Below are 12,420 nucleotides of genomic sequence, written 5' to 3' on the forward strand. Positions count from 1 at the left end.
GCGTCTGGCAGCACTCCCGCAAGGGTCGCATCGAAGGCGAGATCGTGTGGCAGAAGGGTGAATGGATTCACATCCGCCTCACCGGCGACCATCACCTCCGCTTTGCGTCAGAAGCAAACCGGGGTCGCGTCGAACTTGACGGAAGCCACATCACCGTCCGGCGTTCTCTACTCACCCCCGCCCCTGCTCCCGATACGGAGGACAACCGATGAGCGCAGCCAGGTTTGATCGAGTGGGCGATGCTATTGCTCGCGTGATGAATGAGTGGGCGGACTCGATCCGGGCGACTGCGGAGAAGCGGTGGCTGACCGCGTATGCGCAGGGTTTGGAGGACGGGAAGACGTCGGCCGCAGCTATGACCCCTCATCTACCTGACCGAGGACAACCGATGAGTGAGACCCCGGACCTGCTGCAGGCGTTGAAGGATTCGCTTCGCCGTGATCCTGCTGTCGCCGCAGCACAACGAGCGTGGGACAGGGGGACCGAGCCCGACTTGGGCTACGACGACATGATCGCCGCCGCCCGTGAAGCTCTGGCACCAATCCGAGCTGTCGCGGCGCGGTATGAGGACGACTACATCGGCGGATTCTCGATCGACGACATCTTGACCGAGCTTCGGCCCCTCATCTACGCCGAGGAGGAGTTGTGAGCAATCCGGCCAAACAGGAAGCGTTCAAGCTGCTGTCGGGGATGACCCCCGAATCACCAGATGCGCGTGATGTTCCGATGGGCTTGGCCGCGATCGGATGGGCGTTACTGGCGCTGACGGAGGCCGTCGAAGCCGGTTCGGTTCCTGGTGGACGCTTCCCGACGTCCGACCAGGAACCTGCCCCCACCTCTGATGAGCGGATCGGGGGTGAGGGTTGATGGGCACGGTAGACGGAGGGTCCGACAACTCGATCGAGCGCGTGCACACCGGCGACGTCGTCCAGGACTGGTGCTCACATATGACTGTGCGGGAGCTGATGGCGAAGCTCGCGACCGCTCCCCCGGATGCTCAGGTGCTGATCAGCGACAACGAGCGCGGGCATTGCGAGGAGTTGGCGGTCTACCGCTTCGACGGAGCGCGGTTCCCGATCGCCGGCGGGCTGTGCATGGGCACCGCAACGACCGATCTCGACATGAGGGATCTTGGCGATCGGCCGCGCACCCCGGCGACCTTCGTGATCCTGTCCCAGTTCGGCGAAGACGGCGAGGAATTGTGACCCAGCAGGCGAATGTCGACGGCTTTTTCATCACCCGCGCGGAGATCGATCACCTGAAGGAGAAGCTCGACGCGGTGGTGCACCCCGACCTCCTCGACGCGATGTACGCCGCGCTGGCCGCCGACGCATCAATGGGCGGCATCGCAGGTGGAGGTGGCGGACACAAGCAGCAGCACTCAAAACCGCCGTACGCCATGCACATTGACGCACTCATCGACGAATTGCACAACGAACTCACCACCGTGATCCGCGACATGTGCGAGACACGCAAGATTGAGGTGCCCGACATCGGTGGCGCAACGCAGGATGCCGCTCGCTGGCTGATCCGCTACCGATTCGGGCTCGCGCTCATGGAGGAAGCGCCACTGCACTACCGGCACCTGACGACCGTGATCGACAAGTGCCTCCGGTCGGTCAATCAGCTTCAGCCCGAGTACCGCGTGACGCCAGCGAAGGTGGAGGCGGCGAACCGGCAGGTGGTCACAGCCAGACAGGTGGAGAAGCTGGCGCGTCAGCTCGGCGACGAGGGCCGCGGCCTGACCGTGCGGCGAGTGAAATACCTCCGCGAGCACGACATGCTCACCGGCACCAAGGATCACGACAGCGACACGTGGTTCTATCACCTCGGTGACGTCATTGCCGCTCACAAACGCGCTCGAGAGAACCGCGCGCGGCCAAAGGTGGACGTGAGATGACGAAACGCTGCGCGGGGTACTTGACAAAATTGTCCGCGGTGGGGTGCTAGGCTGTGCGCCGTAGGCGTTTCCCGTATCCGCGGGAGGCGCCTTTCGTGTTTCCCAGACCCCACCACGGCGCGGAAAACCGCCCTCACTCCGTCATCGGCCAGTGGCCCGAACGAGTGAACGCCATCCCCCAACGTCGGCGATTCCGACCCTTCGACGGAAAACCGCGACCGCGCCGTGGTGGCCCCCAAGACCCTCGATCTGAGGTGGTCGCGTGCTCTCCTGGCTCCCGATCCTTCCGATCTACGTCATCGCGAGAATCTGCGCCGAGCTGAGCGAACGCCGGCGACGACGCGCCGAGCGAGACCAGGCGTGGGCGGACGCGTGGGACGAGGAGTGGGTGCACCGCTGATGGCGCCGAAGACCTCCGCACACAAGCGCGGCCTCGGGTATCAACATCGCAAGACTCGCGACGGCCTGCTGCGAGTGCACGTGGATGGCACCCCGTGCTGGTGGTGTGGCGAGCCCATGTTCCGCGACCCGACGCTGAACGTGGACTACAACCCGATGAGCTCCGACCCTGACACGGGCATTCTCGCCGCCGATCACTCACACTCTCGCGCCCACGGCGGCGCGAAGGCAGACCGACTTCTCCATGGACGCTGCAACAAGCAGCGGGGTGACGGTAGTCGCGATCACCTCAGGCCGGCGATCACCGGTGGTCGCGTGGAAGATCCGACGGCCATCGCGCCCGAACTGGGCGTTCGGGCCATGGCATGGCCCCGATAACCCCGGCTACCGCCCGGGGGAGAGAGAAAAAGCGAGACTACCGGCGGAGTCTCGCCGTAGGGGCCCTCTCAAGATTTTCGGCCGCCTGACCTGCGTGGATGCCCAGACGACTGGAGGTGCGCTCGTGACGTTGTCCGATGACCTCCTCGCGATCGCTGAGGGCAGACCTGCTCGCGACCGTGCTGCGATCACTGCGTTCGCCGGTCAGGTGCGGCGTGCAGAGTCTGCCCGTGACCGCATTGATACCGACGGTGTGGTGGTCGAGAAGGCCAACGGTGACCTCGTCGCTCACCCGGCGGTGGAGATCGAGCGGTCGGCATCGCGTGAGATTCGCGGGTGGGTAGAGCGCAGGCCTGATCTGTTCGGCAGTGTCCTGATTCATCGAGATGACTTGATGCCGTTGGGTTCGCCTGCTGATCAGTCGGACGATGACGATGCGGCCGACGATGCGCCGCCGAGTCTCGAGGATGAACTTGCCAGGGCTCGCGCCGCTCGGTCATCGCCAGCCTAGGGTTCACCACCAGGTTGCCGGCGCGGTCGACTTCGAGCGTGGCGAGGAAGCGCTCGACATCGCGTGGACTGCGGGCGCAACGCTTCTCGACTGGCAGTGCGATGTGGTGCGTCAGGGTATGGCGCGCACCGAGACTGGGCGGTGGGCTGCTCGCGAGGTGGGTCTGCTGGTTGCGAGGCAGAACGGCAAGACCGCCTCGATCGAGGTGGTCGAGCTCGCGTGGATGCTGAAGGAACCAGGCGTCCACATCCTGCACACAGCGCACGAGTTCCAGACCGCACTGGAGTCGATGGGCCGACTGCAGGGCCTGATCAACTCGCACCCGCTGCTCGAGGATCAGGTCGACTCGATCCGGATTGGCAACGGCAAAGAGTGGATCCGGTTGAAGAACGGCAGCGAGATCCGCTACCGCACTCGAACGAAGTCGGGCCTGCGTGGCTTCTCGGTCGACCGCCTGGTGATCGACGAGGCGATGATCTGGTCGAAGGCGAGTCAGGCTGCGATCCGTCCGTTGCTCACCACGGCGAAGAACCTCCAGATCTGGTACCTCGGTTCGGCTGCCGACGCCGAGGTGCACGAGCACTGCGGCAAGTGGGCGAGCCTGCGGGATGCGGCCATGTCAGCCAACCCGCCGAAGAACCTGCTGTGGATGGAGTGGTCGGCACCCGAGCCACCTGCTCGCACCGATGACGCTCTGGCTGACATCGAGGCGCGCGCGGCCTGGCGTGCAGATCCGAACACCTGGGCTGCGGCGAACCCGTCGCTGGGTCACGAGGTGGAGCCCGGGTACGCGCTCGTCTCTCACGAGTACATCGAGGACGAACTCGACAGCTTCCGGAACGCGCTCGAGGAGTGGGAGATCGAGCGCCTCTCGTATGGCAGGTGGCCGTCATCGCACGCCGCGCACGAGCCGATCATCAAGGGCTGGTCCGACATGCGCAATCGTTCACCGAGGCTGACTGGCCCTATCGCGGTCGGGCTCGAACTCTCGCCCGATCGACGTCGTTGGGTGTTCGCTGCAGCGCAGCGAACCGACGACGGCCGTACGCACGTCGAGGTTGGATGGCCCGAGTCGTCGCCCGACGGTAGCGGTCTCACCAACGACCAAGCTGTGGCGTTCGTAGTCCGGATGGCTGAGGCGTGGGACCCAGTCGCAGTGGTGATCGACTCCCGGTCACCGACGGCGGTGATCGTGCCGAAGCTGATCGCCGTGGGGATTGAGCCCGAGAAGGCCACAACCCCGCAGATGGCTGCATGGTCTGGTGGCTTCCTCGACGACGCGGTGGCGGGCCTGTTGTCACACACCGATCAGCCGGCGCTCACCCGGGCGGTCGAGACCGTGGTGAAGCGAGACCTGCCACAGGGCGACTTCGTGTGGACCCGTACCGATGACGGCTCTACGGCGCCGATGATCGCCGCCACGTTGGCGCACGGCGGGCTGGTGTCGTTCGGCTACGAGACGGCGACCGAACGCGCACTGCCCTCGGCCGGCGGCCGGCGCTCCACCCCGACGACGCCAACTCGTTCGAGCGACCTCGACCTACTGTCCATCGGCTTCTGACCTGACGAGGAGGTGACCTGTGACGACACCCGATTCGACCCCACGCCCCGTCCCCTCGCTGCGCGAGAAGGGCTACGTGTCCGATCAGTCCTCGCTACCGACCTTCTCGCAGTGGCTCGAAGAGGAGCAGCTACCCGAGCTGCAGTTCCCGAACTGCCTGACCGTGTACTCGCGGATGGAGCGTGAGGACTCCCGGGTGTCGTCGCTACTGTCCGCGGTGAAGCTGCCGATCTTGCGGACCCCCTGGCGGATTGAGCCGAACGGCGCTCGGGACGAAGTGGTGGAGCACGTCTCGCGCAACATCGGCCTTCCGGTCTTGGGTGCGTCCGCCGAGGACCCGTTGCCCCGCACCCGGGGCCGCTTCTCGTGGACCCAGCACCTCGCCTGGGCGCTGAGCAACCTGCAGTACGGATTTTCCATCTTCGAGCAGGTGTATCGGATCGACGACGACGGACGAGTGTGGCTAGCGAAGCTAGGTCCACGTCCACAGCGGACGGTGTCGAAGTTCAATGTGGCGCTCGATGGTGGTCTCGACTCGATCGAGCAGTACTCGCCCGCGTCCGACGGCCGGATCGTCTACGGGATCAAGCCGTTGACGCTGCCGATCAAACGGCTGGTGGTCTACACCCGCGACATGGAGCCCGGTCAGTGGACGGGTAAGTCGCTGTTGCGACCGTCCTACAAGCATTGGCTGCTCAAGGACGAGCTGATCCGCTACCAAGCGATGGCGATCCGCCGCAACGGCGTGGGCGTGCCGATTGGCGAGGCTCCCGAGCATGCGACGCAGGACGAGGTCGACAAGCTCGCCGAGATCGCAATGAGCTACCGCGGTGGCGAGACGGCTGGAGCGGCGTTGCCCGCGGGGGCGAAGCTCGAATTGAAGGGCGTGCAGGGCAACTTGCCCGACATCCAGCAGGCGATCGATTACCACGACAAGGCAATCGCGCTCGCCGGTCTCGCTCACTTCCTCAACCTGTCGGGCGGCGGCTCCTACGCACTCGCATCGGTGCAGGCCGACACGTTCGTGCAGTCGGTCCAGACCTTCGCCGAGACTGTCCGCGACACCGCGACAGCTCACGTCATCGAGGACCTCGTCGATGTCAACTGGGGCCCGGACGAACCTGCGCCCCGACTGGTGTTCGACGAGATCGGATCTCGCCAAGACGCGACGGCCGCAGCGTTGAAGATGCTCGTCGACGCGGGCCTGCTCTCGCCGGACGTACTCGTGGAACAGACGATGCGCCAGCGTCTCGGCCTGCCTGCCAGGTCGTCTGACGCCGACTCCCCTCAACCCCCAGTTCCGCCGACGACAGCGCAGAACCGTCGCGGGCCGCGCAATCCCACCAGCGCTGCGCAGGCGACCCTCTTCTGATCGGAGTGACCGTGAATCTGACCGAACTGCTCAACCAGCCTGCCGCCCGCAAGCTCGACAACGCGCGTCAGGCATTGCACCCGAAGGCCGAGCGCCGCAGCTGGTACGAGATCAAGGCGCCATCGAACAAGGCCGACGACTCGACCACCGAGATCCTGATCTACGACGTGATCGACCCGGACCCGTGGTTCGGGGGCGTGAGCGCACAGGACTTCGTGCAGGGACTCGCGAATGTCGACTCCGAATCGATCCTGGTACGGATCAACTCCCCCGGCGGCGATGTCTACGACGCGCTCGCGATCACCAACGCGCTGCGCAACCACGACGCGAGCGTGACAGTCCAGATCGACGGGCTCGCGGCATCGGCAGCCAGCTTCATCGCAATGGCCGGCGACGAGGTGATCGTCTGCCGCAACAGCGAAATGATGATCCACGACGCGCGTGGCATCTGCATCGGCAGTGCGACCGACATGGCCGAGTACGCGCAATGGCTGCACCGCGCGAGCGACAACATCGCCTCGATCTACGCCGAGAAGACCGGTGGCGAGGTGAAGGACTGGCGCAAGGCCATGACGGCCGAAACCTGGTACACCGCCCACGAAGCCGTAGCGGCAGGCCTGGCCGACCGGGTGCTCGATGACGACAAGGCCGATTCGAAGAAGGCGGCAGCGCGGTTCGATCTGCGCGCGTACGCCCACGCTGGACGCCGCCAGGCGCCGGCCCCGTTCATCCCCGCGGCATCGGCGGGGCTGTCAGGAAAGGAGGCCCCCGTGGCCACTCTCAAAGAAGGCCTCGCGGAGCGCCTCGGCATCGACGCCGATGCGGACGACGAGACCACCCTCAAGGCGCTCGAAGAGGCTCTCGCCGAGCGCGCCGACGACGTGACCCCCGACGGCGGGAATGGCGACACCGAACCGTCTGTCGGCGACCTCAACACCGCTGCTGCCAAGCACGGTCTGCGCCTGGTCGATTCGGCCAAGTGGGACGAGGTGACCGCGCAGGCGGCCGCCGGCAAGGATGCCCGCGATCGGCAGGTGGCTGGCGAGCAAGCGAAGGTCGTCGATTCGGCGATCAGCAAGGGCAAGATCACCTCGGCCCGCCGCGACCACTTCCTCGCGTTGATGAAGGCCGACACCGAGGGCACCACCAAGCTCCTCGCCGACCTGCCCGACGAGACCGCTGTACCGCTGTCGGAACTCGGTCACTCGACCGAGCCGGACCTCGACAGCGTCAAGAACGTCCGCGAGGGCGACGCCTACAAGGGACTGGAGGGCTGATCATGGCCGGAATCACTGTCAAGTTCGAGCACGGCCGGATCACCCACACGGCCGAGGCGCCAATCGTGGGCGGCCAGGTGGTCCACCCGGGCGCCGGGCCGCGTAGCGCCGTGCCCGCCACCGCGGACTCGGAGAAGGTCCTCGGGGTCGCGTTGACCGACGCGGCACCGAAGGCGGCCCCGACCCCTGGGGTGCTCTATGTCGGCACCGATCAGGTGACCGTCGCGTCGGCGCCCGCAGTGGTGCCGATCAAGTCCAACAACAGCGCCAACGTGGGGGATCTCGTTGTGGCCCACACGTCCGGCGCTGTGAAGAAGGCACCGGAGGCGGCGAAGATCACCCAGATCGTCGGCCGCGTCATCGAGAAGATCACTGGCGCGGACAACATCGTCCTCGTCCGACTGGGAGGCTGACCCATGGCAACTGACAAGACCCCCGTCGTCTCGATCGACGACGGCAAGAACATCACCGTCCGGCAGGTGATGGGCGATCCTCGTGCCATCCCGCAGCGGGTGATCGACCTGGTGCGCGACAACATCCTCGGCGAGACCCTGTTCCGCAACGCGGGCAACCCGGGATCGCTGCTGGTGCAGTTCGAACGCTCCACGCCGCTGTTCCTCGACGGCGAGCCGGAGGCTGTCGCCGAGTTCGGCGAGATCCCCGTGTTCGACCTGGGCGAAGGACTGCCCGAGGTTGCCCGCGGCGTGAAGGTCGGTACCGCCGTCCGGATCTCGCGTGAGATGCGGGACTTCAACAAGATCGACAAGCTGCGCAAGCAGATCACCGGCACGGCCAACACGGTCATCCGCGCCAACGACGCGGGCTTCCGGTCCGCTCTCGAGGACGCATCGGTCCCCGACGTCGCAGCCACGTCCGCGTGGGATGGCGCCACGCCGAAGATCCGCACCGACATCAAGGAAGCCTGCAAGCGCATCGCTGGTGCCATCTACGACAACGATCCGACCAAGCCGCGTGGCTACACCCCGGACACCCTCGTGCTGAATTCCTCGCTGCTCTACGACTTCATGGACGACGAGGAGTTCAACAAGATCTACGTCGGCAACGTCGCGGATCAGAACATCCGCTACACCGGGAAGCTGCCGAACAAGGTGCTCAACCTCAACGTGCTGCATTCGCCGCTGTGGCCGCTCGACCGGGCACTGGTCGCACAGCGAGGCATCACCGGGTTCTACGCGGACCCGCGGCCGTTGGAGTCGACCGGACTGTACGGCGAGGGTGGCGGGCCCAACGGCGGGCCGACCGAGTCGTGGCGCTCGGACACCACGCAGATCCGCATGATCGGCGTGGACGAGCCCGAGTCGGCCTGCTGGATCACAGGGATCTCCTGATGGCGGCCGAGTACATCGTGACCGCCAGCTCGTGGCGTGACGCGCAGGGCGTGCGACACCTCAAGGGCGACGTCATCGCCCCGCCCGAGTCCGAGGTCGACCGCCTCCTGCGCGCGAAGGCGATCGCCACCCCGGAGGCGATCGCGGAGGCGGAGGCGCTTCAGGAGGCCGCTCGGCTGGCGCTGCAGGAGGCCTCGGCGGCGCGCGCCGAAGGTCGGGAGGGTGCGGTCACGCCCAATCCGGGTGACGACGGCGGTCTCGACTCTGCGGTGCCGCCGCAGATCGGCACCCCGGTCACCGGCAAGCCGAAGCGGGTGGCCCCGGTGAAGGACTGGGAGAACTATGTCGTCGGCCTCCATGAGGCGTCGGGCGGCAAGAACGGTCTCTCGCGTGCCGAGGCCGAGGCGTTGTCGAAGAACGAGCTGATCGAGCGCTTCGGATGACCAACGGAGAGGGGGCGCCGTTTCTGACGGTTACAGAGTTCGAGCAGCAGTGGCGCCCTCTTTCCGAGTCCGAAAAGCTCTACGCTGAGCAACTCCTCGCGGCCGCCGCCCGGCGTATTCGCAACCGCGTTCCCGAAATCGCCGCCGATGACCCGGACGCGAAGCTGGTGTCGTTTCAGGTCGTGCGGTCCGCGCTTCAGAGTGACGCGCTCCAGGCGTCGACCGCGGGCCACTCGTCGTACACGAGGACGAAGACTGTCGGCGAGAAGACGGAGTCGATCGGCGGCACGTTGACCAACCCCGACGCTCTGCTCCTGTTCACCGACTTCCACTGGGCACAGCTCGGCATATCGCCGAACCCGCTTCCTCGCCACAACTTCCCGCGGAACGACTACTAAGTCGTGGGTTTCTACGAGCAGTCGGCCACGATCCTGCGGCCGGCGAAGAAGGTGACCCGGTACAACCCGGCCGGCGAGGAATTGACCTACGACCTCGCGGAGGGTGCGCAGCGGATCCCGATCGCATTCGGCGTCGACGTCCAGCCGCGCACCGAGGTGGAGCTCGATGAGAACGGCACCCGCATCGCGACCAAGACGGTTTTGTGGTTGTGCACTCCCGACGGCTGCGACCTCGATGTTCGGCCGACCGACCGCATCGGCTACGGCGGTGTCGATCTCGACATCTCCGGCGAGGTCCACCGGTGGCCATCTGACGAGTACGAATCCGGCGTCGACCACGTGTCGGTCGCTCTAGAACATCGAAACGGATAGGGGCCTGCCATGCCTGACACGTTGAAAGAGGCAGTCACCGAGGGGTTCTGGGTGTTGGCCGAGTGTCACGCCATCGCTAGGGGCGCTCGCCCGATGTCGCTGCCAGGTATCCCGGTTCGCGAGTCGATTCTCGGTCAACTGTCGGTGGTCGAGGCGATGGGCACCGACCAGCAGCGCGCGCAGGCTGCCGAAAGCCGCGCGTTCATCGAGGAGTCGTTCCATGCCTGACTACACCCCGGTCGAGATCGTTCTCGACTACCGCGACGACAAGGTCACGATCGACGGAACCGAGCTGCCGGTCGCGCTGTCGTCGATTGGCGCGAAGGCGGTCACCGAAGGCGGGCGCGCGACGGTCACCCTCACGTTCGAGGTCGATCAGGTCCGCTCAGTCGCCGCGCTGCCGCAGAAGGACGATGCCGCACCGACGGCCCCGCCGACACCTGAGCAGGGCTTCGAGGATCGGCTCGACGCGCTGAGGAACCATGCCCGTCGTTAGAGTCCGCACCCGCGAAGGCGTCGAGGTCGTCATCGACACCGACGAGATCTTCCAGGCTGCGAACGAAACGGTTCAAGTGGAGGCCGCGGTGCTCAAGCGTGCCACTGACATCGCGAACCGGGCCCGACGCCTCGACGCCGCAGAGAACGGCGGCACCGCCGACATCACGCTCGACCGACGCGTCATGCCGAACGGTCGACTCGTCTACCACGTGCAATCCACTGACGCCGACGGCGAGCACGGAACCTCCAGCACCGCGCGCCGCCGCACGCTCCGCAGGGCGGTCGGATCGAAATGACCGACGCCGGATTCCCCGACTCACTGTTCGAAGTGATTCGGGCGCTCGACACTGCTCTGCCGCTGGCGTACGTCGGGGATGAACTGCCGCCGCAGACCGCGCTCGAGCAACGCCTACCGATCGTCCTCGTTCTCGACGTCCCCGGCAGCCACGCAGCGATGCCGTGGCAGGCCGGCGGTGGGCCACTCATCGACATCTTCGCCGCCGACTTCTACGTCCTCGCCGCAACCCGCGAGCGATCGCGTGACCTCGCAGCACGGGTGCGCGGCATCCTGTTCTCCCTCGTCTGGAACGTCGACTGCAACGTCAAGCACGTCTCTGAGGACTCGGCGTTCAGTCGCGCACCGGATTTCAACCCGCGCGTGAAGCGCGAACACGGCGAGTACAGCTTCCGCGTCGGTCGACGCCCCAGCTGAAAACCTGCACCGCCACACAGACTCGGGCCTGCCACGGACCCTCCGCAGACTCCCATTCCCGGGGGCTGCTCCACATGCCTACACGCAACTAGGAGGACGTGATGGCAGTTCCCACCATTGCCGGGTTCGAGGCCGAGGCGGCACGCGTCGGTGTGACAGGGCGAATCGACATCGCCGCCCTGGGCACCGCGCTCCCCCACGACATGTCGAATCTCCCCACCACCGGGGCAGGCGCACACACCAACCTCGGGTACATCTCCGACGATGGCGTCACCGAGGGACGCGACGAGGACAACCAGGAGTTCGTCCCGTGGCAGGAGAATGCGGCGATTCGATACGAAGTGACCCGATCGATCGTCACGTTCGAGTTCACGCTGTGGCAGTCGACGCTCGCGACCGCCGGGTTCTACTACGGCGTCAAGGCCGACGACATGTATCTCAACGACGACGGATCGGTGTTCTTCGACGAGGGCGGCAAGCCAGACGTCACCCGGAATCTGCTGACCCTCACCGTCGTCGATGGCGCCAATGCCCGCCGGATCTCGCTGCCGGCGGCACAGGTGACCGAACGTGGCGAGGTGACCTACAAGTCCGACGAGATGATCGGCTACAACGTCACCGTCACCGGGTTCCCGGTCGAGATCGCGGGCCGCACTGTGGCCGCGCGTCGCATCTTCCTGGAGGGCTGGGACACCACCGGCCTGCAGGAATACACCGCGCCCACCCCCTGATCGGTTGCGGGGTGGGGAGGTTAACCGTGGCAGGCCCGCCCCACCCCGTGACCTCAGTTCTGTTCTGGGCCTGCCGATTTCCACACAATGAAAGGGGCCTGCCATGGCTGACATCGACCTGAACAAGCTCATCGCCCAACGAGCCGACGCTCGAGGCGACGACGGGAAGTCGACCTCGTTCATCTTCGGCGAACCGCCGCAGGAGTGGACCTTTCGCGACCCGCTCATGCTCGACGACGATGAGAAGGATGACCTCAACGATCTGAAGTTCGATGTCGACATCGCCGCCTGGTACATGGGCGACGACCAGTTCGACAAATTCGTTGAAGCTGGCGGGAATTCGTCAATCTTCTTCCTCGCTTTTCGCGAGCACATGAAGCGCGAACAGGCCACGGATCAGAACGGAAACCCTACACGGCCCAATCGATCCTCACGGCGCATGGCATCGAAGAAGTCGAAGCAGCGCTAGAGGCCGAATATGGGCGCGATGTTGTCGCCGAGTACTGGTGTGGCGACATC

At 65.8% G+C, this 12,420-nt stretch carries 21 protein-coding genes; all 21 read left to right on the forward strand.

Features of this window, described 5'->3' with window-relative positions; translation table 11 throughout:
* The coding region (locus GS4_RS26030; RefSeq protein ID WP_217997707.1) for a hypothetical protein at positions 1–212 on the forward strand (212 nt) is incomplete at its 5' end.
* 176 nt (positions 213–388) lie between these two features.
* The gene (locus tag GS4_RS25770; RefSeq protein WP_157226755.1) at positions 389–649 is read left to right on the forward strand and encodes a hypothetical protein; all 261 of its coding nucleotides are present in this window, start codon (positions 389–391) and stop codon (positions 647–649) included.
* Positions 646–867 (forward strand): hypothetical protein, encoded by a 222-nt coding sequence (locus tag GS4_RS24150; protein ID WP_007625609.1) that lies wholly within the window; start codon positions 646–648, stop codon positions 865–867. Before GS4_RS25770 ends, GS4_RS24150 begins: the two co-directional genes overlap by 4 nt.
* Positions 867–1,205: a hypothetical protein gene (locus GS4_RS24155; protein ID WP_007625614.1), complete on the forward strand. Its 339-nt coding sequence runs from the start codon at positions 867–869 to the stop codon at positions 1,203–1,205. The genes GS4_RS24150 and GS4_RS24155 overlap by 1 nt, the downstream gene beginning before the upstream one ends.
* Positions 1,202–1,900, forward strand: coding sequence for a hypothetical protein (locus GS4_RS24160; protein ID WP_007625616.1), 699 nt, complete (start codon positions 1,202–1,204; stop codon positions 1,898–1,900). Before GS4_RS24155 ends, GS4_RS24160 begins: the two co-directional genes overlap by 4 nt.
* Before the next feature lie 262 nt (positions 1,901–2,162).
* Positions 2,163–2,300, forward strand: coding sequence for a hypothetical protein (locus GS4_RS25775; RefSeq protein WP_157226756.1), 138 nt, complete (start codon positions 2,163–2,165; stop codon positions 2,298–2,300).
* A gap of 243 nt (positions 2,301–2,543) precedes the next feature.
* Positions 2,544–3,188: a P27 family phage terminase small subunit gene (locus GS4_RS26505; RefSeq protein ID WP_157226757.1), complete on the forward strand. Its 645-nt coding sequence runs from the start codon at positions 2,544–2,546 to the stop codon at positions 3,186–3,188.
* Positions 3,145–4,749, forward strand: coding sequence for a terminase large subunit domain-containing protein (locus GS4_RS24175; protein ID WP_157226758.1), 1,605 nt, complete (start codon positions 3,145–3,147; stop codon positions 4,747–4,749). Before GS4_RS26505 ends, GS4_RS24175 begins: the two co-directional genes overlap by 44 nt.
* 19 nt (positions 4,750–4,768) lie before the next feature.
* Positions 4,769–6,121, forward strand: coding sequence for a phage portal protein family protein (locus tag GS4_RS24180; protein WP_007625628.1), 1,353 nt, complete (start codon positions 4,769–4,771; stop codon positions 6,119–6,121).
* 5 nt (positions 6,122–6,126) lie between these two features.
* A complete protein-coding gene (locus GS4_RS24185) occupies positions 6,127–7,398 on the forward strand; it encodes a head maturation protease, ClpP-related (protein WP_051989842.1) in 1,272 nt (423 codons plus the stop codon).
* Between the two features lie 2 nt (positions 7,399–7,400).
* Positions 7,401–7,811: a structural cement protein Gp24 gene (locus tag GS4_RS24190; protein ID WP_007625632.1), complete on the forward strand. Its 411-nt coding sequence runs from the start codon at positions 7,401–7,403 to the stop codon at positions 7,809–7,811.
* Between the two features lie 3 nt (positions 7,812–7,814).
* On the forward strand, positions 7,815–8,747 hold the full coding sequence (locus tag GS4_RS24195; protein WP_007625634.1) for a phage major capsid protein: 933 nt from the start codon (positions 7,815–7,817) through the stop codon (positions 8,745–8,747).
* A complete protein-coding gene (locus GS4_RS24200) occupies positions 8,747–9,190 on the forward strand; it encodes a hypothetical protein (protein ID WP_007625636.1) in 444 nt (147 codons plus the stop codon). The genes GS4_RS24195 and GS4_RS24200 overlap by 1 nt, the downstream gene beginning before the upstream one ends.
* On the forward strand, positions 9,187–9,588 hold the full coding sequence (locus tag GS4_RS24205; RefSeq protein WP_007625642.1) for a hypothetical protein: 402 nt from the start codon (positions 9,187–9,189) through the stop codon (positions 9,586–9,588). The genes GS4_RS24200 and GS4_RS24205 overlap by 4 nt, the downstream gene beginning before the upstream one ends.
* Before the next feature lie 3 nt (positions 9,589–9,591).
* Positions 9,592–9,960, forward strand: a complete 369-nt coding sequence (locus GS4_RS24210) for a hypothetical protein (RefSeq protein ID WP_007625644.1) — start codon at positions 9,592–9,594, stop codon at positions 9,958–9,960.
* A gap of 9 nt (positions 9,961–9,969) precedes the next feature.
* The gene (locus GS4_RS24215; protein ID WP_007625645.1) at positions 9,970–10,188 is read left to right on the forward strand and encodes a hypothetical protein; all 219 of its coding nucleotides are present in this window, start codon (positions 9,970–9,972) and stop codon (positions 10,186–10,188) included.
* Positions 10,181–10,456: a hypothetical protein gene (locus GS4_RS24220; protein WP_007625647.1), complete on the forward strand. Its 276-nt coding sequence runs from the start codon at positions 10,181–10,183 to the stop codon at positions 10,454–10,456. The genes GS4_RS24215 and GS4_RS24220 overlap by 8 nt, the downstream gene beginning before the upstream one ends.
* Positions 10,443–10,754 carry a hypothetical protein gene (locus GS4_RS24225; RefSeq protein WP_007625649.1) on the forward strand — a complete coding sequence of 104 codons (312 nt, stop codon included), beginning with the start codon at positions 10,443–10,445 and terminating at the stop codon, positions 10,752–10,754. Before GS4_RS24220 ends, GS4_RS24225 begins: the two co-directional genes overlap by 14 nt.
* Positions 10,751–11,170, forward strand: coding sequence for a hypothetical protein (locus GS4_RS24230; protein ID WP_007625655.1), 420 nt, complete (start codon positions 10,751–10,753; stop codon positions 11,168–11,170). The genes GS4_RS24225 and GS4_RS24230 overlap by 4 nt, the downstream gene beginning before the upstream one ends.
* Positions 11,171–11,271: 101 nt before the next feature.
* Entirely contained in the window at positions 11,272–11,901 is a 630-nt protein-coding gene (locus GS4_RS24235) for a phage tail tube protein (RefSeq protein WP_007625656.1), read from the forward strand.
* Between the two features lie 103 nt (positions 11,902–12,004).
* The gene (locus GS4_RS24240; protein ID WP_007625657.1) at positions 12,005–12,370 is read left to right on the forward strand and encodes a hypothetical protein; all 366 of its coding nucleotides are present in this window, start codon (positions 12,005–12,007) and stop codon (positions 12,368–12,370) included.
* Positions 12,371–12,420: the final 50 nt, after the last annotated feature.

This window comes from Gordonia soli NBRC 108243 (genome assembly GCF_000334455.1).
Lineage (GTDB): Bacteria > Actinomycetota > Actinomycetes > Mycobacteriales > Mycobacteriaceae > Gordonia > Gordonia soli.

What these genes read in the sequence shown, in the direction of transcription:
- GS4_RS24205 (WP_007625642.1), top strand. Translation starts at nt 9,187, where the DNA reads ATGACCAACGGAGAGGGGGCGCCGTTTCTGACGGTTACAGAGTTCGAG.
- GS4_RS24215 (WP_007625645.1), top strand. Translation starts at nt 9,970, where the DNA reads ATGCCTGACACGTTGAAAGAGGCAGTCACCGAGGGGTTCTGGGTGTTG.
- GS4_RS24175 (WP_157226758.1), top strand. Translation starts at nt 3,145, where the DNA reads ATGAACTTGCCAGGGCTCGCGCCGCTCGGTCATCGCCAGCCTAGGGTT.
- GS4_RS24195 (WP_007625634.1), top strand. Translation starts at nt 7,815, where the DNA reads ATGGCAACTGACAAGACCCCCGTCGTCTCGATCGACGACGGCAAGAAC.
- GS4_RS24220 (WP_007625647.1), top strand. Translation starts at nt 10,181, where the DNA reads ATGCCTGACTACACCCCGGTCGAGATCGTTCTCGACTACCGCGACGAC.
- GS4_RS24240 (WP_007625657.1), top strand. Translation starts at nt 12,005, where the DNA reads ATGGCTGACATCGACCTGAACAAGCTCATCGCCCAACGAGCCGACGCT.
- GS4_RS25770 (WP_157226755.1), top strand. Translation starts at nt 389, where the DNA reads ATGAGTGAGACCCCGGACCTGCTGCAGGCGTTGAAGGATTCGCTTCGC.
- GS4_RS24230 (WP_007625655.1), top strand. Translation starts at nt 10,751, where the DNA reads ATGACCGACGCCGGATTCCCCGACTCACTGTTCGAAGTGATTCGGGCG.
- GS4_RS24235 (WP_007625656.1), top strand. Translation starts at nt 11,272, where the DNA reads ATGGCAGTTCCCACCATTGCCGGGTTCGAGGCCGAGGCGGCACGCGTC.
- GS4_RS26505 (WP_157226757.1), top strand. Translation starts at nt 2,544, where the DNA reads ATGGACGCTGCAACAAGCAGCGGGGTGACGGTAGTCGCGATCACCTCA.
- GS4_RS24190 (WP_007625632.1), top strand. Translation starts at nt 7,401, where the DNA reads ATGGCCGGAATCACTGTCAAGTTCGAGCACGGCCGGATCACCCACACG.
- GS4_RS24155 (WP_007625614.1), top strand. Translation starts at nt 867, where the DNA reads ATGGGCACGGTAGACGGAGGGTCCGACAACTCGATCGAGCGCGTGCAC.
- GS4_RS24200 (WP_007625636.1), top strand. Translation starts at nt 8,747, where the DNA reads ATGGCGGCCGAGTACATCGTGACCGCCAGCTCGTGGCGTGACGCGCAG.
- GS4_RS24225 (WP_007625649.1), top strand. Translation starts at nt 10,443, where the DNA reads ATGCCCGTCGTTAGAGTCCGCACCCGCGAAGGCGTCGAGGTCGTCATC.